Raw genomic sequence first — 26149 nt, 5'->3', positions numbered from 1 at the left:
CGCACGGCAAGGAGCATTGATGGCAGCCTCCCAAGGCATCTACCGAATCGGCGACAGCGGTGAGGCCGTTGCCGAGATCATCGGAAAGCTGAAGCGGCTAGGGCTGCTGCAGCCGGGCGATCACTACGTCTACGACGAAGCGACCGCTCATGCTGTGCGGGGGTTCCAGCAGCAACGCGGGCTGATGATCGACGGCATCGTCGGCCCGCAGACGTATCGCGCGATCGACGACGCCCGTTGGCGGCTGGGTGACCGGCTGCTGACGTACGTCGTCTCGCACCCGCTCACCGGCGACGACGTCCAGGCGCTGCAGGCGAAGCTGCAAGAGCTGGGCTTCGCGGTCGCCCGGGTGGACGGCATTTTCGCGGCGGACACCCAGCGCGCGGTGACCGAGTTCCAGCGCAACATGGGCCTGCCCGCCGACGGCACCTGCGGCCCCTCCACCTTCAAGGCCCTGCAGCGGATCCGCCCGATGGCGACCGGTGGCCGGCCTGACGCTCTGCGCGCATCGGAGGCCGTTCGCGCCGCCGGTCCGCGGTTGTCGGGCAAGACCGTCGTGATCGACCCCGGGCATGGTGGCTTCGACTACGGCTGGGAGGGCTTCGGGCTGCGCGAGTCCGACGTGGCCTACGACCTGGCTTCGCGGATCGAGGGTCGTCTCGGCGCGACCGGCGTACGGGCCTATCTTTCGCGCGGGCGGGACCAGGGGCCGGACGAGCTGGCCCGGGCCGCATTCGCGAACGAGACCGACGCGAATCTCTGCGTCTCGCTGCACACCGACGGGTCGATGAATCCTGAGGCCCAGGGCATCGCGACGTACTACTACGGCAACGATCTGCACGGCGCCTCGTCGAGCGTGGGCGAGCAGTTCGCCGGCCTGGTGCAGCGCGAGATCGTCGCCCGTACCGACCTGCTGAACTGCCGCACCCACGAGAAGACGTGGGACCTGCTGCGCCGCACCAAGATGCCCGCGGTCCGCCTGGAGATCGGCTACGTGACGAACCCGCACGACTCGTCGCGGCTCGCCGACGCCGCCTTCCGCGATGTGATCGCCGAGGCCATCGTGGTCGCCATCCAGCGCGTCTACCTGCCGCCGGAGCAGGACGCCTCAACCGGCATGCTGCACTTCGGCCAACTCACCGTCTGAGCTCCGCCGGCACTCGCGCTACGAGTGAGCCGGCTCGAGCTCATCAGCCGGTACTACGTCCGCCGGCTCAGCTCGTTCGAGCGCGATGACCGGGAGCAGCCGGTCGAGCCAGCCGGGCAGCCACCAGGCGTGGGCGCCCAGCAGGCGTAGTACCGCGGGCACGATCACGCAGCGGATCAGCAACGCGTCGAGCAGCACGGCGACCGCCAGGCCGAGACCGAACTGCTTCAGCATCCGGTCCGGGCTGAGCAGGAAGGCGCCGAAGACGACGATCATGATCGCCGCGGCGGCCGTGATCACGCTGCCGGTGTTCGCGAGCCCTTCCCGGACCGCCTCCCGGGCATCGCCGCTGCGGCGCCACTCCTCGTGGATCCGGGAGATCAGGAACACCTCGTAGTCCATCGACAGCCCGAACACGATCGCGAAGATCATCACCGGCACGAACGCCTCGATCGGCCCTTGTTGCGCGCCGAACCAGCCCTGCTGGAAGACCAGCGTGATCACCCCGAGCGAGGCGCCGATGCTGAGCAGGTTGAGCACGGCGGCCTTGAGCGGGATCAGCAGCGACCGGAACACCGTCATCAGCAACAGGGCCGACAGGCCGACCACGACTAGAACGAAGATCGGCAGCCGCTTGCTCACCGCATTGGCAAAGTCGTCGGCAGCCGCGGTCGAGCCGCCGATCAGATAGGTCGCCTTGGTCTGGCCGGCCAGCGCGGGCAAGGTGTCGTCGCGCAACCGCTGGACGAGTTCGCTCGTTGCCTCGTCCTGCGGCCCCGACGTCGGGAAGGCGAGCATCGACGAGACCTTGCCATCGGCGAGCACTTGCGGCGGGGTGACGGCGGCGATGCCGGGATCCTTCGCCAGCAGGCTGTTCAGCTCCTTGGCCGCGTCCGGGGTTCCCTCGGACATCACGATCAACGGGCCGTTGAAGCCGGGACCGAAGCCCTTGCTGAGCAGGTCGTACGCCTTGCGGCTGGTCTTGGCGGGGTCGTCCGTACTGGCGTCCGCGAAGCCGAGACGCAGGTCGAGCGCCGGCAGGCACAGCACCACCAGGGCCACCGTGCCGAGCACGAGCGGAACCCACGGGCCGCGCTGGACCACCGTCGCGAGCTTGCGCCAGCCGTCGCCCGGGTGGCGACGCGACTTGGCCGCGTGCTTGCGGATGCTGCGCTCGATCCGCTTGCCGAACAAGCTGAGCAAGGCCGGCAGCAGGCTCACGGCCGCGAGCATCGTCGTCAGCACGGTGACTGTCACGCCCAGCGCCAGACCTTGCAGCGAACCAAGCCCCAGGGCCAGCAGGCCAAGCAGCGCGATCACCACAGTGCAGCCGGCGAAGAGGACCGAGCGGCCGGCGGTGTCGAGCGCGATCCGGCCGGCCTTCGGGCGATCCGCGCCCTTGAGCAGCTCACCGCGGTACCGGGAGAAGATCAGCAGGGCGTAGTCGATGCCGACGCCGAGCCCGACCAGCATCATCACCGGCGCGGTGTAGCTGGGGATCGTGAACACGTGCGAGGCGAGGATCAGCAGGCCGAGCGTGCTGCCGACGGCGAAGACCGCGGTCAGCAGCGGCAGGCTCGCGGCGAGCAGGGAGCCGAAGAGGAAGACCAGGATCACCAGCGCGGCAAGGATTCCGGCGCCTTCCGAGGCTCCGCCGGCGCTCTCCTCAGCGCCCCGGACCAGGTCGCCGCCGAGCTCCACCTGCAGGCCGTCCTTCGCGATCTCCTGCGCCTTGTGGATGATCGCCCGCACGTCCTCGGCCGGCATGTCCGGCGCGGCCACGTCGAGTTCGACGGTCGCGTACGCCGTCTTGCCGTCAGTCGACAAAGAGCCTTTCGCCGTGAAGGGATCGGCGACGGCGTGCACGTGCGGCAACTCGGCCACTTCGGCCAGCATCGTGCTGATCCGGCTCTTCGCCTGGGCCAGCCCGCTTTCGTCGTACAGAACGACCTGAACAGACTCGGTCGCTCCTTGCGGCTGGTGCTCACGGAAGGTGTCGACCACCCGCTGCGAGTCCGTGCCCGGCAGCGAGTTGTCGTCCTTGTACGTGTTCCCGATCAGCGTCGACCCGGCCGTCACCACGATCAGCGCGACCAGCCAGAGCGCTACCGCCAGGCCCGCCCGCCGCATCGCCCACCCCGCAACCCGATGCAACATCTCCCTCACCCTTTCCGTCGCTTGCCTACGTGTAGTACGTCTACATGTCGCCTAGCGACGGTAGCATGTGTATGAGTAGACTGGCTACATGAAGGCGGATGCGCTCCGGGGGCACTTGGACCCGATGATCCTGGCGGTGGTCGAGTCCGAGCCGCTGCACGGCTACGCGATCATGGAAGCCCTGCTGGAACGCAGCGGCGGCGAGCTGGACCTACCGACCGGCACGCTCTATCCGGCGCTGCGGCGTCTCGAGCGAGCCGGTTACCTGGCCAGCGAGTGGAGCACCGTGGGCGGCCGCAAGCGCCGGACGTATGAGCTGACGTCGGCCGGGGAGAAGATGCTCGCCACCGGCAAGACCGAGTGGGACGCCTTCCGCGCCGTCGTAGAGGGCGTCCTGCGGCCGAGAGGTGCTTCGGGCCAGTCAGGTCAGGCGTAGGCAGCGGTGAGCTGAGCGGCCGACCAGCAGCAGGGGCGCGATGACGAAACCGCCCACGACGAGCATTCCCTGGGCATCGGTGCCGTCAGTGATCGCGCTGGCCGTTGCCAGTGCCAGACCGATCCCGCTCACCGCCGCGCAGCTCGCCAGCGCGAACTGTGCGATCACCTTGGTGCCGCGCTCGCGCACCATGGGATAACGCAGGCCGACCCCGCTGGCGATCAAGGCCAGCACACCGCCCGCGATGGCGAGCATCCCGACCAGCATCACGAGCTGGTTCAGGAAGGCGGTGGCCGGGTCGCCCGAGTCCGGGTGCTGGGTCCAGCTCCAGGTGCCCTCCATCCACACGATCGGCTGCGCCAGCATCACGAGCACGAGCAGGACCGCAGTACGGCGTCCCTGGGCGATCCCCAGCTCCGACCGGTAGCCCGCCGCCACCTCGTCCAGGTCACCGAAGTCCGCCACTGCCTGCTCGGCCGCCTGTCGCGGGCTCAAGCCGTCGGCCTCGTAGGCCTCAGTGGCGTCGACGAAGCTGTCCCGTGCCTCGGTCATCAGGTCGGCCTTGCGGCGACGTGGTCCTCGCAGCGCGCGGCTCAGGCCGGTCAGGTACGTCTCGACCGGGTCCTGGACGACGGTTCCGTGACTGGACACGATTCAAGTATGGGGACAAGTCGGTCCAATCACGTCCGGGTCTCCACTGATCGACCCCTGGTTCGTCTGCTGACGAAGTACAGGCCGACGTAAGAGATCACCAGGAGTGCGAAGCCGACTTTCTCCGCGACCCAGGTGTAGCCGGCCGGGTAGATCGTGCCGTCGATGTAGTGCTGGATGAAGCCGTCGGTGTACGGCTGCTCGCCGCCCTCGCGCCGCCAGTGCTTCTCCAGCGCCGTCACCGGGCAGCCGAAGTCGAGCACGACGATCGACAGGTTCCAGATGCCGACGAACAGATGGGCCCAGATCACCCGTCGCCATTTCCAGGCCAGGAAGCCGCCGATCAGGAAGAACACCAGCAAGGCGCCGTGCACGATCGCCACCAGGTCGGCCAGCACCCGGTAGATCATCAGGTCTCCGTCTTGCGGGGCAAGGTGTCGCGGACCGCGGCCGGTGCCGGGCGGGTGGGTTCGGGCCGGATCGCGCCCATCAGGCGTTCGACCGCGGCCTCCATCTCGCTGCGCCAGGTGATGGCCGAGCGGAGATCGAGTCTCAGCCGGGGGTTGCGCGGATGATCCCGTACTACGCCGAAGCCGACCGCCTGCAGGAAATCGGTGGGCCAGACGCATCCCGGCCCGTCCCAGCGGGAGTCGCCGAAAGCCTCGACGGCTCGGAAGCCGCGTTTGAGCACATCCTTCGCGACCGCCTGGATGAGGATCTTGCCGAGCCCCATACCGAGGTACCGCGGCATGATCCGCCCGGTCGCCAGTACTACGGCGTCCGGGCTCACCGGCGCGGTCGGGAACGCCTGGATCCTGGGCAGGTAGTTCGCCGGCGCGTAGAGCGCATAGCCGGCGGGCGCGTCGTCGACGTACAGGACGACCCCGGCAGTACCCCAGTCGAGCAGCAACTGGGAGAGCCAGGCTTCCTTCTCCAGCTGGATGTCGCCGTTGCGGCTCGCCTGGCGCGCGGCGACCGGGTCGAGCTCCCAGAAGACGCAGGCACGGCATGGCACCGGCAGCTCGTCGAGATTGGCGAGCGTGAGCGGTTCCAGCCGTCGCGCCATCAGTACATCCGCAGGTTCACCGAGCGGCCGGCGCCGGCGTCTGGGCGTCGGGTGTCTCAGCCGCCTCGGGGGCCACGTACCGCTGTTGCACCTTGGCCGCGGGTTGCCGTCGGAACAGCTCCCCCGCGAACCCGGCGAAGACGCCGAGCAGTAGCCCACCGAGCGCCCATCCGAACGCCTTGCCCATGCTCATCCGATCCCGCCTTCCGCAGCACTCCAGGTCGTGCGCTGGGGGCCGGCGGCCGTCTCAGCCACCAGTCGGCACCATGGTCGAACCTGCCCCTATAAGGCATGGTAGTGAGAGGTGGCGCCGATCGGCAGTCCGGGCACGCGAACACGCTCGGCTACTTCGGCGTAGCCTGGTGCCTTCCCCGGCATGCCCCTCGTCGCCTGTTCTTGGAGCCGCTTCGTGAGTGCTGACCTGCCCGATGTCCGGCAGACCCGTCTCGACAACTTCGTCGACCGGTACGCAGCACGGACCAAGGGTATGACCGCATCGGAGATCCGGGCCCTCTTCTCGGTGGCCAGCCGCCCTGAAGTGGTCTCTCTGGCAGGCGGAATGCCCAATATCGCCGGCTTGCCGCTCGACGTGGTCGGCAGCGCCGTCCGCGATCTCGTGGTCAACAACGGCGCGGTCGCGATGCAGTACGGCTCCGGCCAGGGCGACCCGACCCTGCGCGACCAGATCTGCGACGTGATGCGGCTGGAGGGGATCGAGGCCCATCCGGACGACATCGTGGTCACTGTGGGTAGCCAGCAGGCCGTCGATCTGGTCACCCGCGTGTTCTGTGATCCTGGCGACGTCGTGATCTGCGAGGCCCCGTCGTATGTCGGTGCGCTGGGTGTTTTCCGTGCGTACCAGTGTGAGGTCGTTCACGTCGCGATGGACGACGACGGCGTCGTACCGGAGGCGCTGGAGCAGGCGATCGCCGCGGTCCGGGCGGCCGGCAAGAAGATCAAGTTCTTCTACACGATCCCGAACTTCCACAACCCGGCCGGTGTCTCGCTGTCCGATGAGCGCCGCCGCCGGGTGCTGGAGATCTGCCAGCGAGCCGATCTGCTGATCCTGGAGGACAACCCGTACGGGCTGCTCGGCTTCGACGGTGAGCCGCAGCGCGCGTTGCGGGCCGACGATCGCGAAGGGGTCATCTACCTCGGCTCCTTCTCCAAGACGTTCGCGCCCGGTTTCCGGGTCGGCTGGGCGGTCGCACCGCACGCAGTACGGGAGAAACTCGTGCTGGCGCAGGAGTCGGCGACCCTGTGCCCGCCGATCTTCAGCCAGCTCGCCATCTCGTCGTACCTGAGCCGGCACGACTGGCTCGGTCAGGTGAAGCAGTTCCAGGAGATGTATCGCGAACGCCGCGACGCACTGCTCGCCGCGCTCGCCGACAAGATGCCTGCGGCAACGACCTGGACCCGGCCTGGTGGTGGGTTCTACGTCTGGCTGACGCTGCCCGAGGGCCTCGACTCGAAGGCGATGCTGCCGCGCGCTGTCACCAACCGGGTCGCGTACGTGCCCGGGACCGCCTTCTTCGCCGACGGTTTCGGCTCGCAGTGCATGCGGCTGTCCTACTGTCACCCGACGCCCGAGCGGATCACCGAAGGGGTCGCCCGGCTCGCCGCGGTGATCAACGAGGAGCTCGAGCTGCGGCACACCTTCGGTCCGATGAAGCCGGGTCCGCGCGGCAACTACGACGCGCCGGGTCCCGAGCTTAGCTAGCTTTTTACTGGGCACCGGGTTGGTCGGCCCGGTCGTGGCGGTACCGTTCAAACGGGCCTCGGGACCGGCGCCCGCCGGAGTCGCCTACTAGGATCGGGATGTTTATGAGTGATCTGGGTCGAGTGCTGGTACTGGCCGGCGGTCTGTCGCACGAGCGGGACGTTTCACTGCGCTCCGGCCGACGCGTCGCCGAAGCGCTGCGCAGCGTCGGGGTCGAGGTCGAGCAACGAGACGTCGACTCCAGCCTGGTCGAGCGCCTCCGCAACGACCCACCTGATGCGGTCTTCCCGGTCCTGCACGGCGTCACCGGCGAGGACGGCGCGCTCCGCCAGGTCCTCGACCTGTACGGCGTGCCGTATGTCGGCGCCGACGCGGCCGCCTGCCGGACCGCCTTCGACAAGCCGGTGGCGGCGACGATGGTCGGCTCGGCCGGTCTGTACACGCCGCCATCCGTCGTACTGGGCCACGACACCTTCCGCGAACTGGGTGCCGCCGCGTTGATGGAGGCCGTGATCGGCGAGATCGGTCTGCCTTTGGTCGTGAAGCCTGCTCGCGGTGGATCCGCGCTCGGCGCCTCGATCGTGCGATCGGCCGACGAGCTGCCGTCGGCGATGGTGAACTGCTACGCCTATGGCGCGGTCGCGTTGATCGAGCGGTACATCGACGGCGTCGAGGTGGCCGTGACGATCGTGGACGTCGGCGATGGGCCGCGAGCGTTGCCGGCCGTTGAGATCCAGCCGGACTCCGGGTTCTACGACTACGAGGCTCGCTACACGGCCGGCGCGACGCAATTCATCGTGCCGGCTCGACTTGAGGCCTCTATCGCCAAGGCTTGCGCCGACGCCGCTGTGACCGCACACAAGGCCTTGGGGTTGCGGGATCTGTCCCGCTCGGACCTCGTCGTCGACGCCGACGGGGTGCCGTGGTTCCTCGAGGTGAACGTGGCGCCGGGGATGACCGAGACGTCGCTGGTGCCGTTGGCTGCTGAGGCTGCTGGCATCGAGCTCGGTGTGCTGTGCCGCGATCTGCTGGCCGCGGCCGCTGCACGTTGAGGTTCTGATGCCCGTCGCGCCGACCACTCCGCCGGTGGCTCATTCGTCTACTTCATCCGCATCGTCGGGGTCGGCCTCGCCGCTTTGGCGAACGATCTTCACGCCGCGGTGGATCGGGCTGCTGTTCCTCGCGCTGGCGATCGCGGCCGTGATGTCCGTGCTCGGCGTGTGGCAGCTGGACGTCTACCACTCGAAGACCGCAGCTGCGACGGCCAAACGGGCCGAGGGTGCGCCGGTTGCATTGCACACGCTGTTCTCGATCGACGAGGGTCTGCCCTCGAAGGCGGTCGGACGGAAGGTGACCGTCGCCGGCACATGGGGGCCTGCGGCCGATCAGTTGTTCATCTCGGATCGCCGGCTGGGTGACCGGGATGGGTTCTGGGTGGTTTCTCCGGTAGTACTGGATTCTTCTGGTGCTGCTGATGGCTCCAAGGGCGCGGTCATGGTGGTCCGCGGCTGGGTCGGGACGGTGTCGGATCCCGCGGCTCAGCCCCCGGCCGGGCGAGTGGAACTGTCTGGCTCTGTCGCTCAGTCCGAGGCGCAGGATGCTTCTGGTGACGCGGCGAAGGGCCGGACCCTGCAGTCGCTGCGGATCCCGACGATCGTGCACCTGGTGGACTACCGCATCTACGACGCCTTCGTGGTGCTGTCCTCGATCGACAAGTCGGCCGGGTCTACTGCTTTGGCTCCCGCGATCGTGCCCGCGCCGACTCCGCCGACCGACCACGCCGGCCTGCGCAACGTCGCCTATGCCTTCCAGTGGTGGATCTTCGCGGCCTTCACGCTCTGGATGTGGGGCCGGATGGTCCTCGACGCGCACCGCGCGGATGACTCCGACCAGCCGGAAGGCGACCTGGAGCCAAGCGGTACCGTTTCTGCGTGACCTCCCCCGTAGACCCCGCCACCACCGCCAGCACACTCTCCCCAGCGGTGAGGAGCGCACTCACCCGGTACCGCGTGATCGCCTACATCGTCGGCGTCATGCTCCTCGTCCTCGTCTTCGTCGCGATGCCGCTGAAGTACATCGGCGACAACCCGTCCGCGATGAACGTGGTCGGCCCGCTCCACGGCTTCCTCTACGTCGTCTACCTACTCGGCGCCTTCGACCTGGCCCGCCGAGTCCGCTGGAGCCTCCCCCGCCTGGTCCTGGTGGCACTGGCCGGCACCATCCCGTTCCTCTCGTTCTACGCCGAACGCAAGGTCACCCACGAACTAACCAAGCCGTAACCCACGCAGCCGCCTCCACCAAACGCAACCCCGCCAACGCCCCCGCCCTAACTTCGGCGGTACGACCGCCCTCCCTCATCCCTGATCTTCATCCCCACCCCTGGTCCCACACCGCACAACCCTGACCCCAGTTGGCCCCCACGCAACACGGCCGCCCCGCCAACTTCCCTCGCGCACCCAGCCCAACCCTCCAAAACCTCGCATTCCCCCCGCGCCTCGCTGTACCCAAGCCAGCCCTGGCCGCCACCACCACCGCCACTGGCCGACGCGCCCTCCAGCCCGCCTCTGCTCCAGCAGCAACAAGGCCCCGCCCTAGGCCAACCTCAGCACCCCGCGATCGGCACCGACATCCCCAACGTCGCCCCCCATCGCCCAGCACTGCAGTCGTAGTCGCCGCCGCCGGATCTCAGCCGGCCTCCGCCGCGCCGACACATTCGACCTACCACCAGACCCCGCAGCCGGCCCGCATCTACTCAGGCCGCGCGCGATCTGCTGGGCCACCGTCAACCACTGCGGCACACCCACTCGCAGAACGGGCACCGACAAACTCCCACCGGCAGTCGCGACCCCCCGGCGTCTACACGAGCCAGAATCCTGGCTCGCCGACGATGTTTCACATGAAACATTCGGGCAGATAGGTCGCCAAGTTTCTATGTCGACAAATCCCAGCCGACCCTTCTCGCACCCCCAGCGGACTAGGCAGCCGAAATCTCAGCCCACGAAAGCAACCACCCAAATCTCCACAGAACCGCGATCCTCCACCTCAACAGCACCCACCACGCAGTCACCAACTACCTCATCACCATCAACAACCCAACCGGCCCTGCCTGCACCCTCCACCTCCGCACCAGCCCACCCCCAGCCAGCCAGCCAGCCAGCACGACGCTGCCGACAGACAGGGTCATCACGCAACCTCACCAAGGTCCCCGGTGCCCTCGCTGCACGCTCTCCCGCGCCCCAGCCGTGACCCCGCCAACGGCCAAACCTCACCCAGCAGTGGACAACCACCTACCGCCTAGACCGCCATTGGTACTGACCGGCCACTAGTTCAAGAGCCCAACTCAACCGACGCCGTTGGGATAGCCCGCCAGCGAGAACGGCCCGCCAGGCCCGCCGGTGAAGGCACCAGACCTATCCCCCGGACCCCGCGCCGCGCCGCGCCGCGCCGCGCCAAGTGACCGTCATCCTCCTCATGCTCGCCATTCACCCGGACTCACTGTCGGCAATCCATCGAAGGCCACCACCCACTTCTCCGTGCGGCCAGCGATGCCGCGCCCAGCCGCCCACAAATGCTCCTGCCGCGGACCGTCTCCAACCGGCCGAATAGTCGACCCTGGCCGATCACCGAACCAACCAGCCCGATCCGCGGACCCTCGCTCGGTAGGCCTCCCAAACCTGTCGCCCCTAACCCCACGCCCCGACCAACGCCGGCACGCGTCGCACCCCGTCGCCACCCGCCCTCCTACTGCCAGCCGCACACCCACGCACCACCCGCCCCGACCCGCCCCGGAGACAACAGAGCCCGCCGGCACCCAGCACGACCGTCCCCCGAACCAGCAACGACCCCACACCCCCGGACACTCCCGTTCCCCACCAGCCGCCAGCCCCGTTTCACGTGAAACCCACACCCAGGCGCACGTTCCAACGAGAAGCGCTCGGCCAGGCCGGCACTCCCCTTCAGTCACCTCAAGGCCGCGTCGCCGACCGTACGACCCCCTCGCGGCGAAGTCCCCAAAACCCCACCTCTGCCAACGCCATACCCCGGACCAACGAGCAATGCAGACGTCGCCCTCGCTGACCAACGAGCAAATGCCCACATCACCTCAGGCCTTAAATACAACGCTCGCGCTAGCCGACTCCCAGTTCGGCTCACTCATTTCCCGGTCCCGCTCACTAGCCGAGTCCCACCCGCCAGCCCCGCCCCGACCGCTCACCCGAACACCACTCCCGCTTCGCCTCCGAGGTCTCCTGCCCCTACCAGCCTCACTCCGACCCCCCTCCCACTCGCAGTCCCCACCCGCCTGCCGGACCCCGGTCCACTCTCACTCCGAGCTCCCCGCCGTGCCCGATGCCCGGTGCCACTGCCCGTGCCGGTGCCCGCTGCCGATGCCCGGTGCCACTGCCGGTGCCACTGCCCGTGGCACTGCCCGTGCCCGTGCCCGTGCCGTGCCCGTCTCCTGACGCCCGTCTCCTGACGCCCGATGCCAGTGCCCGATACCAAGACCGTGCCGGTCCCGGTCTCGTACCGGCATCGATCAAGATGCCCGCGCCTGAGGCCGTTGCCCGTGCTTGTGCCCGTACCGATCCCGATGCCAGCGCCCGTCTCGATCCCGGTGCGGATGCGGATGCGGATGCGGTCACGTTGCCGCTCGGCCCGTCTCCAGGTGAGCCTCAGTCCCGTCGCCTGTCCTCGCTCTGAGCTGCCTTACCGCCGTCCTGGGCAATCGGAGGCTGTGCGCTCGTAGGCAGGAGCAAGCCTCAGGTAGCGGAGGAGGCGGCTCGCTCGGCAGCGAGATGCCTCCACCCACGGGTATGGCGACGGGGGGTAGCAGCGAGCGATTGAGGAGAGGCGGCAGTGCGGCTCCTCATGTTGGAGCGGAGAACCGCCCGCCGACTGTGCGGCGGTCGATGGCTCTCGCGGCGATTGCCTGCAGGTTCATCTGCCGTCCTGTAGTGGGTGGTTGCGCGGCTGGCCGGCCTAGATGACGGTTCGTCAGTCAGGTCATCCCCGTCGAGACCTCCACGCCGAGGTCGTCTCCTGATGGTGTGCGTCGACGGTGGAGGGCGACGGACGCCGTGCCTGAACCACCGCCGAGCGTCTGGGCGGATTGCTGCGTGCGTGGGAGGGAGGACCGCCTATCGGGCGGCTTGATGACGTGGGATGGAACGACGGTTGCGGTGGAGAGCGGGCCTCGTTCGCTTCCACTCGAGGGCTGCGGCCATGGTCATCATGGCGACCCCGGCCTGTTCGCCGCAGGGATCCGGGGGCCGGTGCGGATCCAGGCCTCGCGGTGCAGGCGGTCGGAATGAAGGCACTGCCGGTGAAGGGCTAGTAGGGGTTCGGGGCTGGCGAGGAAGGGGTATTGGGTGCGGGCTGACGGAGGTGGCAGATCTTGCTACTAGCGACCTTCGGTACTCGGCATTCGTGTCGGTAGTGGGGTGCCGAATCCGCACGGGGCCAAACGCGAGGGACGGGCAGGCTCCGTGCCGGGGCGCTGCACCGAAGCCGCTGAATACTCCGCACTCTGTGCTGAGGCATGGGCCCGAGCGGATCTGCGCCGGCGGTGCCGTAGGGCCAGGCGTTGAGGGCCTCGACGCCGGACGGCTGTGGGGCGGGGTTAGGACTCGTTTGGGGGCGGGGGGTTGTTGGTGGACTTGTTGGGGTCCATCAGGGTGACGATTCGTTCTAGGTCGTCGATGGTGGCGAACTCGACGGTGATTCGGCCCTTGGTTTTGCCGAGGTCTACCTTGACGCGGGTTTCGAAGCGGTCCGAGAGGCGGTCGGCCAGGTCGACCAGGCGCGGGGCGACGGGCTTCTTGCGGCGGCGGGCCGGGGTGGGGTCTTCCGCCGACATGTCGCCCATTGCGACGATCTCTTCGACTGTGCGGACCGACATTCCCTCGGCGACGATTCGCTGGGCGAGTCGCTCGATGGCATCTCCGCTCGGCAGACCGAGCAGGGCACGGGCATGGCCTGCGGACAGGACGCCGGCGGCAAGACGGCGCTGGACCGAAGCGGGGAGCTTCAGGAGTCGGAGGGTGTTCGAGATCTGCGGACGCGAGCGACCGATGCGCGTCGCCAGCACCTCTTGGGTGCAACCGAAGTCGTCGAGCATCTGCTGGTACGCCGCGGCTTCTTCCAGCGGGTTCAGCTGGCTGCGGTGCAGGTTCTCCAGGAGCGCGTCGCGGAGCATGACGTCGTCGGAAGTCTCGCGGACGATCGCCGGGATCGTGGTGAGCCCGGCCTCCTGGGTCGCTCGCCAGCGGCGTTCACCCATGACGAGCTCGTACGTCGTGTCCGTCAGTCGGCGGACGACGATCGGCTGGAGCAGGCCGATCTCCTTCACCGAGTGCACGAGCTCCGCCATCGCGTCCTCGTCGAAGACACTGCGGGGCTGCTTCGCGTTCGGGGTGATCTTGTCGACGTCGATCTCAGCGAACTGCGCGCCGGGTACGGCGGCGAGTTCGGGGCCGGCCGGTACGGGCGGCGCTCCCGGAATCGAGTTCGACTTGCTGCCCAGGCTGTTGGTGGTGCCGGGAGCGGGCGTGCTGGGAATCAGCGCACCGAGTCCACGTCCGAGTCGGGTGTTCATCGCCGCTCCCTCGAGTTCAACTGCTTCTGATCGACTGACTGCTTCGACTGCTGGGCCGTTCGGCTAGCTGGTACTGCCGGAGTTTCAGCGACAGCAACTGCGCAACGGTAGCTGGTCTGAGGTGATGACCGCAGGGCCGGTCCCCCTCCTGTGGACAGACCCTTCACCGGCAGGCCCGTTTCACGTGGAACACGACAAGCTCCCGGCCCCGTCTTTCACGTAAGACCCGAACGCGGCAGGCCCACGTTTCACGTGGAACGCCTTCGGGAAAGCGAACGGCTCGCCGGCAACACAGTGCTGGCGAGCCGTCGGCGGATCAGATCAAGAAGCGTTGTTGCGCATCGCGATCTCGCGCGACGCCTCCAGGTAGGACAGTGCGCCGGCAGACGCCGGGTCATAGGCGAGCACGGTCTGCCCGTGGCTCGGCGCCTCGGAGATCCGCACCGAACGCGGCACCGCAGTGCGCAGTACGCGGTCCTGGAAATGGCCGCGAACCTCGGCTGCCACTTCACCGGCCAGCTTGGTGCGGGCGTCGTACATGGTGAGGAGGATCGTCGACACATCGAGTGTCGGGTTCAGGTGCGACTTCACCATGTCGATGTGGCGCAGCAGCTGGGACAGACCCTCCAGCGCGTAGTACTCGCTCTGGATTGGAACCAGCACCTCGCGGGCTGCGGTCAACGCGTTGACCGTGAGCAGACCGAGCGACGGCGGGCAGTCGATGAAGACGTAGTCGTACTTCTCGCCCGCGGCCTCGGTCTCGGCCAGGTGGGCGTCGAGCGCCTTCTTCAGCCGGCTCTCTCGAGCGACGATGCTGACGAGCTCGATCTCCGCACCGGCCAGGTCGATCGTGGCCGGGACGACCACGATGCCCGGGTGCTCGACGCAGGGTGCGAGCAGCTTGCTCAGCGGCTCGCCCTCGATGACCGCCTCGTAGACACCGGGGGTGCCTTCCGAGTGCTCGATCCCGAGTGCCGTCGAGGCGTTGCCCTGGGGGTCGAGGTCGATCACCAGAATGCGCGCGCCATACAGGGCGAGGCCCGCGGCGACGTTGACGGTAGTTGTGGTCTTGCCGACGCCACCCTTTTGGTTGGCGACCACGAAGACCCGGGTCTCTGCGGGCAGCGGGAACTCGCGGCCCATCGTGCGTCCTTCATTCACCAGCAGGGTCCGTTCGGTGGCGGCGGCGATCGGAGTTTCGAGAAGTCGTCGTTGAAGCTCGTCCGAGGTGGCCCGCGCGGCGATCTGTGCGGCAGTCATAGCGCCCATTCCGATAGGTGCGTTGCTTGGCCCGAAGAGGATGTCGGTGGGGGTCGGAGCAGACTTACCCCCAACCTTATCCACAGGCCTCTGTGGATGAATTCCCGCGTGAGAGGCCGATTCCAGGGGGTAGTCATCCACAGGCCGGGGTGATTCGGGGAACTCTTCCTCATCACCTGCGGCGGCAGCTGTTTGCCCTGAAACGGCGTCCTCGGTTTCACGTGAAACCGGTTCTGATGGCGCGGCGGCCGGCGCGTCTCCGAGGCCGATCGAAGCCGCCGCCTGGAGCGCGGACGGCCCTCCCGAGGTCTCCTCGAAGTCTGTCTCACCGCCCCCACCCAACTCAACCCGATCCGGAGAATCGGTCGCCGAAGGTCGAACCGGCGGAGTGAACACCGGCGCTGCCGTCAACCCATGCGTGGGCGTCAGGGTGCCAGCAGTCGGCTGTGCATCAGGCGTCGCCGCCAGATGGGCCTCGGTCAAAACTGTGCCGGGCTCCTCGCCTGCGGGAGCAGGCTCCACTCCGCTTGCGAGAGCGGCCGGCGCATCGACCGGCGTTGGCGCGGATGTCGTTGGCACAGCTGGCGTTGCGGAGGCCGGGGCCGATGACTCGCTAGGAGCGGCCGCTGCGGCCGGCTCCGTCGGTGCTGACGACGAGGCAGTCGGCTCAGAGGGGATCTCGGTGCTGGTCGCGGACGCCCGGGCGGGCGAGGTCGATGGGTCGGGAACGGTGGCTGAGGCGGCAGAGTCCGGGGTTACTTGGAGGGTGGCGGCGGGTTGGTCAGCCGGCCAGCCGATTCCTTGTGACACCCGAGGTTCACCGGTGCTTTTCTCAGGCCATCCGAGGGCACGACTCACGAACTCGATCACCTCCCGCGTCTCCTGTGCTGGGATCCCCGCGCAGCACGTCCGGCCACAATACTCACGACTGTCGTCGGCTGGGCCAGTTCGTCGACGCCGAGCTGGTGAACGTGCCATTCCTCGGCCCCGAGGGCCTCGAGTTCGGCTTCGGACGCGTCGAGCTCCTCCTCCGCGGAGGCTCCCTTCATCGCCAGCATCAAGCCGCCCTCAACCGTCAGCGGCAGGCACCAGCCAGCCAGCTTGCCGAGTGGAGCGACAGCGCGAGAGGCCACCACGTCGTACGGTGCCTTGCCGCGCGCAGCGCCTTCAACAGCAGAACGACGGCCGGGGATCAAATCTTCGGCGCGGGCGCGGACTACCTCGGCGTTCGTGCAGCCGAGAAGCTCCACTGCCTCTTCCAAGAACGTGGTGCGCCGGAGCAACGGCTCGACGAGCGCCACCTGGAGGTCCGGCCGCACGAGGGCGAGCACGATCCCCGGCAGACCCGCTCCCGTGCCGATGTCGGCAACGGTGGAATCTTCAGGGATCAAGCGCTCGAGCACCGCACAGTTCAGTAGGTGCCGGTCCCACAGACGCGGCACCTCGCGCGGGCCGATCAGGCCGCGCAGTGTTCCCTCGGTTGCCAGCAGGTCGGCGAACGCCGCAAGCCGGCCCGCCGCTCGTGGGTACAGCTTCTCCACGAGCGGCGGTGTTTCACGTGAAACGTCTTCCGTCACGAGCAGGACGCGGCGTTCATGCGGGCTGGACGACGACCCGACGACGCGGCTCCTCGCCCTCGGACTCGCTGGTCAGGCCGGCCGCCGCGACGACATCGTGGACGACCTTGCGCTCGAACGGCGTCATCGGAGCGAGCTTCACCGCCTCCCCCGAAACCTTCACCTCGTCGACCGCCTTGCGGCCGACCTCTTCGAGCTCGGTCTTGCGGTTCGCCCGGTAGTTCGACACGTCGAGCATCAACCGCGACCGCTCACCGGTCTCCCGGTAGACCGCCAGCCGGGTCAGCTCCTGCAACGCCTCGAGCACCTTGCCGTTCTCGCCGACCAGGTTGCTCAGGTCGGCGCCGACGATCGACACCGCTGCGCGGTCGCCGTCGATGTCCATATCGATATCGCCGTCGAGATCGGCGATGTCCAGCAGCTCTTCCAGGTAGTCGGCCGCGATGTCGCTCTCGGCCTCCAGTGCCTTCAACCGGTCGCCCGGCTGGTCTGCCGGCGCGGTTGCCGTCTCGGTGTCCTGCATGCCGTCGCTCACGGCCACTCCTTCACATTTCGAGATCCGCCCCACGGGGACCCAAGTCGTACACAGCAGAGAAAACGGGGTGCCGGTTCAGCCGGCGGTCCGGACGACAGGCGTCAGGAGCGGCCGGAGGAGCCACCACCGGGCTTCTTCTGCGCTGCCTTCTTCTGGGCGGCCTGACGAGCGGCACGCGACTTCGCGGCCGGCTGACGCTTGCCACCCGAGGCCTGTCCGGATGTCTGCTTGGCCGCGGCGGCCTTCTTGACCGGCTGCTGGCCGTTGCTCGACACCTTCGGGGTGTCCTGCACCTTGGGCGTGTCCTGTACCGACGGCTCACTGACCTTGCGCGTACTACGCGACTGACGCTTCGGCTGCTGCCGGTTCGCCGGCCGACGGTCGGTTGCGACCGAGCCCTCCTCGGCATCGCCCAGGCCCTCGTCGGCCGGCCGGCCGGCGCGCAGGTTGTGCTCGCGCTTGCGAGCCTCCATCGCGTCGAAGGCAGGCGTCCCCGGGGCCGGGTTACGGCGGATCACGTAGAACTGCTGGCCCATCGTCCACACGTTCGAGACGAACCAGTAGATGAGCACACCGATCGGGAAGTTGAAGCCACCGATCAGGAAGAACACCGGGAAGACGTAGAGCATGATCTTCTGCATCTGCGCCGCCTGGCCCTCGAGGGCCTCCTTCGGCATGTTCTTGCGCATCAGCTGGAGCTGCGTGGTGAACATCGTGCCGGTCATCAGCAGGATCAGCACGATCGCGACGATCTTGACGTTGTTGGCGCCGTCGCCGTTCGCCTTCAGGAAGGTCTGCGAGATCTCCGCGCCGAAGATCTTCGCGTGCTGCAGCGAGTCGACGTGCGGCTTCATGATCTCGCTGTGCCACTTGCCCTTCGACGCGTAGTCGAGGACCCGGAACAGTGCCAGGAAGATCGGCGACTGCAGCAGCAGCGGCAGGCAGGAGGAGAACGGGTTGGTGCCCGTGTCCTTGTAAAGCTTCATCATTTCCTGACCGAGCTTCTCCCGGTCATGGCCGTACTTCTTCTGCAGCTCCTTCATCTTCGGCTGCAGCAACTGCATGTTCCGGCTCGAGCGGATCTGCCGCACGAACAGCGGGATCAGCAGCGTCCGGATGATGATCGTCAGGCCGGCGATGGAGAGCGCCCAGGCCCAGCCGCTGTCCGGATCGAACACCTGCGACAGCAGCCAGTGCCATCCCACCAGCAGCGCCGAGACCGCCCAGTACAGCGGCGTCATGACGGCGTTGAAAACGTCTACGATCCCGTCCCACAATGCGAGTTCGGGGATGGACTGAAGAATCACTCAAGCACCTCGCTGCACAGGCCCGCCGTCAGCTGACGGCCCGGGCTGGTTGGCGGAGACTGCATCTCCGCGCTGGTCGACATCTGTGGGGGGAACGGGGTCGTAGCCGCCGGGGTTCCACGGGTGGCAGCGGGCGAGTCTCCTCGCCGCCAGCCAGCTACCGCGCACCGCACCGTGGCGTTCGACCGCTTCCAGGGCGTAAGCAGAACAACTGGGGTAGAACCGGCACACCTGCCCGTACATCGGGCTGACGAACTTCCGGTACAACTTCAGAAAGCCGATGATCCCGTACTTGACGGGCGCGATCTTCATCGCATGTCTTTCGGCTCCGTCAGGACCCGCCGTAGCGCAGCCTGCACATCGGCCTCGAGCTCCCCGTACGACGAAGAGCCCGACGGCGGCAGCGCCCGAACCACGGTCAGGCTGCCGGCCGGCAGGCCGGGGAGCTGCGCCGCCATCAAAGCGCGCAGACGGCGGTGGACGCGGTTCCGCAGAACCGCATTGCCCACCGCCTTGTTCACCACGAATCCGACTCGAGCGGGCTCGGCCGTCGGGCCGGACCCCGGCAACAGATGGACCACAACGGCGCGCCGACCCGCGCGGCGTCCGGTACGGACGGCGCGACGGAAGTCGTCGGACCGGCGCAGCCGGTTCGACGCGGGTAACACGAGGTGGTCACCGTCGCCAGCTCAACGGCGTCAGGCCGCGAGGCGCTGGCGACCCTTCGCACGACGCGTTGCGAGGATGGCGCGACCCGCACGGGTACGCATCCGAAGACGGAAGCCGTGCTTCTTGTGCCGACGACGGTTGTTCGGCTGGAACGTCCGCTTGCTCACTGGAATGACTCCGGTTACTCGAGATCACATTTGTCGACAAATCCACTGATAGATCTGCCCCTGGTACCTGGCTCTGTGCTCACCTCTGGAAACCGTCGGAAAGGATGGTCCCGCAGGGAGCGCAGCACGAAACGGCCGGTTCAACACCGACTGATCCACGGTACGTGGCGCCCTGTGGACAGGTCAAACCAGCCGTCCCCATACTTATCCACAGGCCTGTGGATGAAACGACCCTTCAGCAACCCGTCACTGGCAGGTCACCACAGCTACACAGGGCGACAGATTGCCGGGACGCTGAACATGACTACGCTCCGGCGTCTACCCGACACGCCGCAGGTTGCCCCCAATTTGAGGCCCATAGCCTGTGGATGACGGCTTGAAGCGGTGTGGGCGGACTTGTTAGCGTCAGCCCCTCACACCAGAGGTCCCACACCCCGAGACCGGTAACCAAGTAGCTCCACGCTTCGTTCACAACTGTGGACAAGGATGTGGACAATGAGGAAAACCGGCTGAGGAGAAAGCAACTGCTACGTGCGGCCGACCGGCAGCACGGGTGGGGTGCCGGGTCGAAAGGTCGCGTTGTACCGGGAACCAGCCCGGGAGCGGTGGCCACCGCAGCGAAGGATTCGGGGAGCAACGCGTGGTCGAGGACCAGTCCGCCAATGCGGAGAGCAAGGCGGAAGTGAATGATCTGGATGTTGCCTGGACCAGGGTCCTCGCCGGACTGCCACCGAACCAGCGTGCCTGGCTGACGAACTCCCGGCCGGTCACCCTGCACGAGAGCACCGCGATCGTCGCCGTCCCCGACGATTTCACCCGCGGCCAGCTCGAGACCCGGCTTCGGCCGGACCTGGAGCGCATCCTCACCGAGAGCTTCGGCCGGGACATCCGGATTGCCGTCACCGTCGACCCGTCGCTCGATCCCGAGCTGCGCGAGCCGGCGCCGACACCGAAGCCCGTAGTACGGGAGCCGGCGCCGGTGATCCAGTCGCCGCTCAACCAGCCGCCGAACCTGCCGCTCACTCAGCCGTTCGGCCAGCCCATGCATCAGCCCGTCCATCAGCCGCTGCACCAGCCCCTGCACCAACCGACCCATCAGCCGGTGCAGCAACCACCGCACCAGCCGGTCCATCAGGGTCTGCAGGAGCCGACGCATATTCCGCAGCACACCGAGCCGGTCGCGCAGATCTCGCCGCCGCCGCTCGGGTCGGTAGCGCCGCCGCCGAACGGATCGGCCCAGTTCCAGCCGCCGACCGATTCGCAGGGTGAGGCGCGACTCAACCCGAAGTACACGTTCGAGACCTTCGTCATCGGCAGCTCGAACCGGTTCGCGCACGCCGCGGCCGTCGCGGTCGCCGAGGCGCCGGGCAAGGCGTACAACCCGCAGTTGATCTACGGCGACTCCGGCTTGGGCAAGACCCACCTCTTGCACGCGATCGGGCACTACGTCCGCAGTCTCTACACCGGCGCCCGCGTCCGTTATGTCTCCAGCGAAGAGTTCACCAACGACTTCATCAACGCGATCCGCGACGACAAGGCCGCTCAGTTCCAGCGCCGATACCGCGACGTCGACGTCCTGCTGATCGACGACATCCAGTTCCTGGAAGGCAAGATCCAGACCCAGGAAGAGTTCTTCCACACCTTCAACACGCTCCACAACGCGAACAAGCAGATCGTGATCAGCTCCGACCGCGCGCCGAAACGGCTCGAGGCGCTGGAGGACCGGCTGCGCAACCGGTTCGAGTGGGGCCTGATCACCGACATCCAGCCGCCCGACCTCGAGACCCGGATCGCGATCCTGCGCAAGAAGGCCGCGACCGAGCGGCTGACCGCGCCGCCCGAGGTGCTCGAGTTCATCGCGAGCAAGGTGCAGACGAACATCCGTGAGCTCGAAGGCGCACTGATCCGGGTCACCGCGTTCGCCAGCCTCAACCGGCAGCCGGTCGATCTGTCCCTGGCCGAGATCGTGCTGAAGGACCTGATCCCCGAAGGCAGCAAGCCCGAGGTGACGGCCAGCATGATCATGGGCCAGACCGCCTCGTACTTCGGACTGTCGATCGACGACCTGTGTGGTTCGAGCCGTAGCCGGGTGCTCGTGACCGCCCGGCAGATCGCCATGTACCTGTGCCGCGAACTCACCGATCTGTCGTTGCCCAAGATCGGTCAGCAGTTCGGTGGCCGCGACCACACCACCGTGATGCATGCCGAGCGGAAGATCCGGCAACTGATGTCGGAACGGCGCAGCGTCTTCAACCAGGTCACCGAGCTGACCAACCGGATCAAGCATCAGGCCAAGCAGCAATGAGGGGCCGTGTGACCGGGTCGAAAAGCGTGTACGCCAAGCGCTACGACGCGGTCACACGAACCTCACAGCCTGGGGACAGAGCTGTGGATAACTGTGGGTATCTCGGTGGACACACTTCCGCAATCTGTGGATTGCCTGTGGGGACAAGATCCGTCGTACCCAGCCGTCCACGGTTTGCCCGTAATTCGTCCACAGTTCGTCCCCAGGGCAAAACGGCACCTGACCTGCGAACTCGTCGCTTTTCCACACAATCCACAGGTGCGAAGAACCCTATGGAATCCCTAGTTAGATCGAAGTCCGAAATTGGTTCTGGCGGCCCAACCTGGGGAAAACTCGGATTTCGCACCTGCCCGACGGTCCTCCGGACCGGCCTGTCAGGCTGTCCCCACGAGCAGCAGAACGACGGGGACGCGACCCGCCCGAACCGCCACGTCAAGCCCGGTTGGCACACATCACATCTGTCCGTGGCAGGATCTGCCTGGCACACAGCCGAAACAGGAGGCACCCAGCGGTGAAGTTTCGCGTCGAGCGCGACGTACTGGCCGAGTCGGTGGCCTGGGCCGCGCGCAGTTTGCCCAGTCGTCCCAGCGTTCCGATCCTTGCCGGACTGCTTGTCGAAGCCGAGGAAGGACAGATCACCCTGTCCGGATTCGACTACGAGACCTCCGTCCGCGTGACCGTGCCGGCCCAGGTGGCCGACACCGGCAAGTGCCTGATCTCCGGCAGGCTTGTCGCTGACATCTCGAAGAGTCTCCCGAATCAGCCCGTGGACATCTCGGTGGACGGCGCGAAGGCGCAAGTCACCTGTGGCACGTCCCGATTCACGCTCCAAACGCTTCCTACAGAGGAATATCCGGCTCTGCCGGATCTCCCGGCGGCCAGCGGCACCGTCCGCAGCGACGTTTTCGCCCAGGCGGTCGCTCAGGTCGTCACCGCGGCGGGCCGCGAGGACACGCTTCCGGTACTGACCGGAGTCCGGGTCGAGATCGAGGGATCCACTATCTCGTTGCTGGCCACCGACCGGTACCGGTTGGCGATCCGCGAGCTCGAATGGAACCCGAACAGCCCGGATGCCTCTGCAGCAGCCCTTATCCCAGCCCGCGTGCTGTCGGAAACCGCGAAGGCGATGACCGGAACCGACATCATCGTCTCCCTGGCAACTCCTGGCAGCGGCGAAGGCATCGTCGGTTTCGAGGGCGAGGTGTCCGGTGGCAACCGGCGCGCCACCACCCGGTTGCTCGACGGCGAGTTCCCGAAGGTCCGCGGCATCATCCCGACCGACGCGGCGATCGCGACCCGGGTCCGGATCGACACCGCGACCCTGGTCGAGGCGGTCAAGCGCGTCGCCCTGGTGGCCGAGCGGAACGCACCGGTCCGGCTGACGTTCTCCGAGGACACCGTGACGCTCGACGCCGGCAGCGGCGACGAGGCGCAGGCATCCGAGTCGATCGAGGCCCGGGTGGTTGGCGAGCCGGTTACCGTGGGCTTCAACCCGACGTACCTGCTGGACGGTCTGAACGCGATCGGCACCTCGGTCGCGCACCTGGCCTTCACGCAGGCGACGAAGCCGGCCGAACTGACCGGCGTGAAGGACTTCGACGGCGAGCCGATCAGCGAGTTCCGGTACGTGCTGATGCCGGTCCGCCTGAACAGCTGAACCTCACGACGCCAACAGAACAAGGGGAATCACGATGGAGCTCGGCCTTGTCGGTCTCGGCAAGATGGGCGGCAACATGCGCGAGCGGATCCGCGGCGCAGGCCTGACAGTCGTCGGTTTCGATCACAACCAAGCCATCTCCGATGCCACCGACCTGGCCGATATGGTCGGCAAGCTGACGGCGACGGACCAACCGAAGATCGTCTGGGTGATGGTGCCGGTCCAGGCCATCGACCCGGTACTGGCCGAGCTGGCCGAGTTGCTGTCCGAGGGCGACATCGTGATCGACGGTGGCAACAGCCGCTGGACCGATGACATCCGGCGGGCCGAACTGCTGTCCCACAAGGGCATCAAGTTAGTCGACTGTGGTGTGTCCGGTGGTGTCTGGGGTCTCGAGAACGGATACGCGCTGATGTGCGGCGGCGACGCCGATACCGTCGCGACCGTGATGCCGATCTTCACCGCGCTCAAGCCCGAGGGCGAGTTCGGTTTCGTGCACGCCGGCAAGGTCGGCGCCGGCCACTTCGCCAAGATGGTCCACAACGGCATCGAGTACGCGATCATGCAGGCGTACGCCGAGGGATTCGAGCTGCTCGAGGCCGCCGACATCGTCGAGAACGTGCCGGAGGCGTTCGACTCCTGGCGCGAGGGCACGGTGATCCGGTCCTGGCTGCTCGACCTGATGGTCAACGCGCTCAAGGAAGACACCCACCTGGACAAGATCCGCGGCTACGCCGACGACTCGGGCGAGGGCCGCTGGACCGTCGAGGCCGCGATCGACCACGCAGTACCGGTGCCGGCGATCGCCGCGTCGCTGTTCGCCCGGTTCTCGTCCCGCCAGGACGACTCCCCCGCGATGAAGGCGATCGCCGCGATGCGCAACCAGTTCGGTGGCCACGCGGTCAAGGGCGCCGGCGAAGACCCGTCGTACGCGACACCGCCGATCAAGCACTGAGCGCGTAGTCCGGGTCGCCGGTACGATCGGCGACCCGGGCCACTGGCCCCAGGATCCGCCCAGCAGAGGAATTCAGGTGTTTGTCACCGCGCTCGGACTGCTCGACTTCCGGTCGTACCACCAGGCCGAGGTCCAGCTCCAAGCGGGAGTGACCGCTTTCGTCGGCCCGAACGGCCAGGGCAAGACCAACCTCGTCGAGGCGATCCACTACACCGCGACGCTCGGCTCGCACCGGGTCGCGAACGATGCACCCCTGGTCCGGGCCGGCGCTCCGCGCGCGATCGTCCGGACCGAGATCCACTCCGACCACGATCGCGATCTGGTCGTCGAGCTGGAAATCAATCCTGGGAGGGCAAATCGGGCCCGGATCAACCGATCGCCGGTGCCGCGGCCGCGCGAAGTGCTCGGATTGCTCCGTACGGTCCTTTTTGCGCCCGAAGACCTCGCGCTGGTGAAGGGCGATCCGTCCGAGCGGCGCCGGTTCCTGGACGAATTGCTCACCCTGCGGACTCCTCGGCTGGCCGGGGTCCGGCAGGACTACGACCGGGTGCTGAAACAGCGCAACTCGTTGCTCAAGAGCGCCTCGGTGGCGCGCCGGCAGCGTCGCTCCGGTGGCGAGGACCAATTGCGCACCCTCGAGGTGTGGGACGACAACCTCGTCCGGACCGGCTCAGAACTGCTCGCAGCGCGACTCGAGCTGCTGGAATCCCTGCGCCCGTTGGTCTCCGGCTCTTACGATGCCGTTGCCAGAGGCAAAGGAGATGCCCGGCTCGAGTACAAGGCGTCGGTCGCTCTGGAGCCCGGCGTGGCGAGTCGTGAGCAGCTCGCCGAAGTACTCAAAGCGGCGGTGATCGAGCGCCGGAACGATGAGCTCGACCGTGGCGTCTCGCTCGTCGGGCCGCATCGCGACGACCTCGTCCTCGGCCTCGGGGACTTGCCCGCGAAGGGGTACGCGAGTCACGGTGAGTCCTGGTCGTTCGCGCTCGCGTTGCGGCTGGCGTCGTACGAGCTGCTCAGGACGGACGGGGGTGAGCCGGTGCTGATTCTGGATGACGTGTTCGCCGAGCTCGACACGAGTCGCCGCGATCGGCTGGCCGAGCTCGTCGCACCCGCCGAGCAGGTGCTCGTCACCGCGGCGGTCGGCGCCGACGTACCGATGGAACTGAGCGGCGTACGGTTCGAGGTCGGCGACGGTATGGTCCGCCGTGCCTGAGGACGGCGACCTCCGCCCCGAGCCGGCGCCTCGCACGGAGCCTGGCCGGAGCGAGCCGGAACGCCAGAATTCCTCTGAGAGCGGCGTCGAGAGCGAGTCCGTCGAAGCGCCTGAGCACGACAAACGCGGCCTGGACCTGGCGAGGTCGCTGGCCAGCAGGCTCAAAGGGGCGGGCCCGATCAAGCCTGTCAAGAAGACGCGCCGACGCCACCCGACCGGCAACCAGATCAGCAGCGCCCGCGCCGACGACCGCGATCCCCAGCTGCTGACGAACACGATGGGCCGGCTGATGCGCGAGCAGGGCTGGGAGGTCGACGTCGCCGTCCACGGCGTGATGGCCCGCTGGCCGTCGATCGTCGGCCCGGAGGTGGCGTCCCACTGCCAGCCCGAGTCGTACCAGGACACCGTGCTCACGGTCCGTACCGACTCCACTGCCTGGGCGACGCAGGTCCGCCTGCTGGCTCCTGACCTCGTGCGCCGCCTCAACGCCGAGCTGGGCGACGGCACCGTCACCCTGGTCAAGGTCGAAGGCCCCAACGCCCCCAGCTGGCGTAAGGGGCCCCGCACAGTCCGTGGCGGCCGCGGACCCCGCGATACCTATGGCTGACAGGCCAGCTGAAGAGACCTGCCGAATCACCTAGTGCCCTGCGTCCGAAGTTCTTTGGCGCTTGCGGCGCCCAGGCACGCACCTCGCACCTGACCACCGCAATCACTCAAACAACTTCGGACGCAGGG

Annotated in this window: 24 protein-coding genes; 11 read left to right on the top strand and 13 right to left on the bottom strand. The window is 67.6% G+C overall.

The features are described from left to right. Positions 1-19: 19 nt before the first annotated feature. Entirely contained in the window at positions 20-1147 is a 1128-nt protein-coding gene (locus tag G3I17_RS17060) for an N-acetylmuramoyl-L-alanine amidase (RefSeq protein ID WP_164597249.1), read from the top strand. Between the two features lie 18 nt (positions 1148-1165). Here G3I17_RS17060 and G3I17_RS17055 read toward each other — a convergent pair whose 3' ends face one another. Further along, positions 1166-3304 (bottom strand): MMPL family transporter, encoded by a 2139-nt coding sequence (locus G3I17_RS17055; RefSeq protein WP_164597247.1) that lies wholly within the window; start codon positions 3302-3304, stop codon positions 1166-1168. Positions 3305-3392: 88 nt separating this feature from the next. Here G3I17_RS17055 and G3I17_RS17050 point away from each other — a divergent pair, with 88 nt between their 5' ends. After that, positions 3393-3740, top strand: coding sequence for a helix-turn-helix transcriptional regulator (locus tag G3I17_RS17050; RefSeq protein ID WP_164597245.1), 348 nt, complete (start codon positions 3393-3395; stop codon positions 3738-3740). Here the strand turns inward: G3I17_RS17050 and G3I17_RS17045 are convergent. The 4 genes from G3I17_RS17045 to G3I17_RS39850 are packed head-to-tail and all read right to left on the bottom strand — an operon-like array spanning position 3726 to position 5650. Further along, positions 3726-4391 carry a permease prefix domain 1-containing protein gene (locus G3I17_RS17045; protein ID WP_164597242.1) on the bottom strand — a complete coding sequence of 222 codons (666 nt, stop codon included), beginning with the start codon at positions 4389-4391 and terminating at the stop codon, positions 3726-3728. The two genes, G3I17_RS17050 and G3I17_RS17045, sit on opposite strands and share 15 nt — an antisense overlap. A gap of 29 nt (positions 4392-4420) precedes the next feature. Then, positions 4421-4801 carry a DUF2784 domain-containing protein gene (locus G3I17_RS17040; RefSeq protein ID WP_164597238.1) on the bottom strand — a complete coding sequence of 127 codons (381 nt, stop codon included), beginning with the start codon at positions 4799-4801 and terminating at the stop codon, positions 4421-4423. Next, positions 4801-5457, bottom strand: a complete 657-nt coding sequence (locus G3I17_RS17035) for a GNAT family N-acetyltransferase (protein WP_164597235.1) — start codon at positions 5455-5457, stop codon at positions 4801-4803. The genes G3I17_RS17040 and G3I17_RS17035 overlap by 1 nt, the downstream gene beginning before the upstream one ends. Before the next feature lie 16 nt (positions 5458-5473). Beyond that, positions 5474-5650: a hypothetical protein gene (locus G3I17_RS39850; RefSeq protein WP_203590311.1), complete on the bottom strand. Its 177-nt coding sequence runs from the start codon at positions 5648-5650 to the stop codon at positions 5474-5476. 216 nt (positions 5651-5866) lie between these two features. On the opposite strand from G3I17_RS39850, the gene G3I17_RS17030 reads away from it, so the two are divergent. The 4 genes from G3I17_RS17030 (at position 5867) to G3I17_RS17015 (ending at position 9456) form a co-directional block, all read left to right on the top strand. After that, positions 5867-7177 (top strand): PLP-dependent aminotransferase family protein, encoded by a 1311-nt coding sequence (locus G3I17_RS17030; RefSeq protein ID WP_164597233.1) that lies wholly within the window; start codon positions 5867-5869, stop codon positions 7175-7177. A gap of 104 nt (positions 7178-7281) precedes the next feature. Then, positions 7282-8229, top strand: a complete 948-nt coding sequence (locus G3I17_RS17025) for a D-alanine--D-alanine ligase (protein WP_164597230.1) — start codon at positions 7282-7284, stop codon at positions 8227-8229. 7 nt (positions 8230-8236) lie between these two features. Further along, the gene (locus G3I17_RS17020; protein WP_164597227.1) at positions 8237-9112 is read left to right on the top strand and encodes an SURF1 family protein; all 876 of its coding nucleotides are present in this window, start codon (positions 8237-8239) and stop codon (positions 9110-9112) included. Further along, positions 9109-9456: a DUF3817 domain-containing protein gene (locus G3I17_RS17015; RefSeq protein ID WP_164597223.1), complete on the top strand. Its 348-nt coding sequence runs from the start codon at positions 9109-9111 to the stop codon at positions 9454-9456. Before G3I17_RS17020 ends, G3I17_RS17015 begins: the two co-directional genes overlap by 4 nt. A 3338-nt stretch (positions 9457-12794) precedes the next feature. On the opposite strand, the gene G3I17_RS17010 is transcribed toward G3I17_RS17015, so the two are convergent. The 8 genes from G3I17_RS17010 to rpmH all read right to left on the bottom strand — a co-directional run bounded on the left by G3I17_RS17010 (position 12795) and on the right by rpmH (position 19284). After that, entirely contained in the window at positions 12795-13769 is a 975-nt protein-coding gene (locus tag G3I17_RS17010; protein ID WP_164597222.1) for a ParB/RepB/Spo0J family partition protein, read from the bottom strand. 321 nt (positions 13770-14090) lie between these two features. After that, positions 14091-14912 carry an AAA family ATPase gene (locus G3I17_RS17005; protein WP_164597340.1) on the bottom strand — a complete coding sequence of 274 codons (822 nt, stop codon included), beginning with the start codon at positions 14910-14912 and terminating at the stop codon, positions 14091-14093. Between the two features lie 983 nt (positions 14913-15895). After that, a complete protein-coding gene (gene rsmG, locus G3I17_RS17000; protein ID WP_164597338.1) occupies positions 15896-16570 on the bottom strand; it encodes a 16S rRNA (guanine(527)-N(7))-methyltransferase RsmG in 675 nt (224 codons plus the stop codon). Between the two features lie 52 nt (positions 16571-16622). Next, positions 16623-17129: a R3H domain-containing nucleic acid-binding protein gene (locus G3I17_RS16995; RefSeq protein ID WP_164597336.1), complete on the bottom strand. Its 507-nt coding sequence runs from the start codon at positions 17127-17129 to the stop codon at positions 16623-16625. A gap of 113 nt (positions 17130-17242) precedes the next feature. Beyond that, the gene (yidC, locus tag G3I17_RS16990; protein WP_164597219.1) at positions 17243-18448 is read right to left on the bottom strand and encodes a membrane protein insertase YidC; all 1206 of its coding nucleotides are present in this window, start codon (positions 18446-18448) and stop codon (positions 17243-17245) included. Next, on the bottom strand, positions 18449-18760 hold the full coding sequence (yidD, locus tag G3I17_RS16985) for a membrane protein insertion efficiency factor YidD (protein ID WP_164597216.1): 312 nt from the start codon (positions 18758-18760) through the stop codon (positions 18449-18451). Further along, positions 18757-19116 (bottom strand): ribonuclease P protein component, encoded by a 360-nt coding sequence (gene rnpA / locus G3I17_RS16980; RefSeq protein ID WP_164597214.1) that lies wholly within the window; start codon positions 19114-19116, stop codon positions 18757-18759. Before rnpA ends, yidD begins: the two co-directional genes overlap by 4 nt. Before the next feature lie 30 nt (positions 19117-19146). Next, positions 19147-19284, bottom strand: coding sequence for a 50S ribosomal protein L34 (gene rpmH / locus G3I17_RS16975; RefSeq protein WP_083933330.1), 138 nt, complete (start codon positions 19282-19284; stop codon positions 19147-19149). A 640-nt stretch (positions 19285-19924) separates the two neighbouring features. On the opposite strand from rpmH, the gene dnaA reads away from it, so the two are divergent. The 5 genes from dnaA to G3I17_RS39845 all read left to right on the top strand — a co-directional run bounded on the left by dnaA (position 19925) and on the right by G3I17_RS39845 (position 26021). Continuing rightward, positions 19925-21589, top strand: a complete 1665-nt coding sequence (gene dnaA, locus G3I17_RS16970) for a chromosomal replication initiator protein DnaA (protein ID WP_164597210.1) — start codon at positions 19925-19927, stop codon at positions 21587-21589. A 511-nt stretch (positions 21590-22100) separates the two neighbouring features. After that, complete coding sequence (gene dnaN / locus G3I17_RS16965) at positions 22101-23246, top strand: DNA polymerase III subunit beta (RefSeq protein ID WP_164597206.1); 1146 nt, start codon at positions 22101-22103, stop codon at positions 23244-23246. Between the two features lie 34 nt (positions 23247-23280). Next, complete coding sequence (gene gnd, locus G3I17_RS16960; RefSeq protein ID WP_164597204.1) at positions 23281-24201, top strand: phosphogluconate dehydrogenase (NAD(+)-dependent, decarboxylating); 921 nt, start codon at positions 23281-23283, stop codon at positions 24199-24201. 76 nt (positions 24202-24277) lie between these two features. Further along, on the top strand, positions 24278-25414 hold the full coding sequence (gene recF / locus G3I17_RS16955) for a DNA replication/repair protein RecF (RefSeq protein ID WP_164597202.1): 1137 nt from the start codon (positions 24278-24280) through the stop codon (positions 25412-25414). Then, positions 25407-26021 (top strand): DciA family protein, encoded by a 615-nt coding sequence (locus G3I17_RS39845; RefSeq protein ID WP_164597200.1) that lies wholly within the window; start codon positions 25407-25409, stop codon positions 26019-26021. Before recF ends, G3I17_RS39845 begins: the two co-directional genes overlap by 8 nt. The last annotated feature ends 128 nt before the right edge of the window (positions 26022-26149 follow it).

Origin of the sequence: Streptomyces sp. SID13031 (assembly GCF_010548305.1) — a bacterium.
Taxonomy (GTDB): domain Bacteria; phylum Actinomycetota; class Actinomycetes; order Propionibacteriales; family Kribbellaceae; genus Kribbella.
Note: the sequence above shows the minus strand (reverse complement) of the source record. Positions and strands in the feature narration are given on the sequence as shown.

Coding starts and splice junctions, on each gene's coding strand:
- G3I17_RS17060 (WP_164597249.1), top strand. CDS start 20: ATGGCAGCCTCCCAAGGCATCTACCGAATCGGCGACAGCGGTGAGGCC.
- G3I17_RS17055 (WP_164597247.1), bottom strand. CDS start 3,304: ATGTTGCATCGGGTTGCGGGGTGGGCGATGCGGCGGGCGGGCCTGGCG.
- G3I17_RS17050 (WP_164597245.1), top strand. CDS start 3,393: ATGAAGGCGGATGCGCTCCGGGGGCACTTGGACCCGATGATCCTGGCG.
- G3I17_RS17040 (WP_164597238.1), bottom strand. CDS start 4,801: ATGATCTACCGGGTGCTGGCCGACCTGGTGGCGATCGTGCACGGCGCC.
- G3I17_RS17035 (WP_164597235.1), bottom strand. CDS start 5,457: ATGGCGCGACGGCTGGAACCGCTCACGCTCGCCAATCTCGACGAGCTG.
- G3I17_RS39850 (WP_203590311.1), bottom strand. CDS start 5,650: ATGAGCATGGGCAAGGCGTTCGGATGGGCGCTCGGTGGGCTACTGCTC.
- G3I17_RS17025 (WP_164597230.1), top strand. CDS start 7,282: ATGAGTGATCTGGGTCGAGTGCTGGTACTGGCCGGCGGTCTGTCGCAC.
- G3I17_RS17020 (WP_164597227.1), top strand. CDS start 8,237: ATGCCCGTCGCGCCGACCACTCCGCCGGTGGCTCATTCGTCTACTTCA.
- G3I17_RS17010 (WP_164597222.1), bottom strand. CDS start 13,769: ATGAACACCCGACTCGGACGTGGACTCGGTGCGCTGATTCCCAGCACG.
- G3I17_RS17005 (WP_164597340.1), bottom strand. CDS start 14,912: ATGGGCCGCGAGTTCCCGCTGCCCGCAGAGACCCGGGTCTTCGTGGTC.
- G3I17_RS16995 (WP_164597336.1), bottom strand. CDS start 17,129: ATGCAGGACACCGAGACGGCAACCGCGCCGGCAGACCAGCCGGGCGAC.
- yidD (WP_164597216.1), bottom strand. CDS start 18,760: ATGAAGATCGCGCCCGTCAAGTACGGGATCATCGGCTTTCTGAAGTTG.
- gnd (WP_164597204.1), top strand. CDS start 23,281: ATGGAGCTCGGCCTTGTCGGTCTCGGCAAGATGGGCGGCAACATGCGC.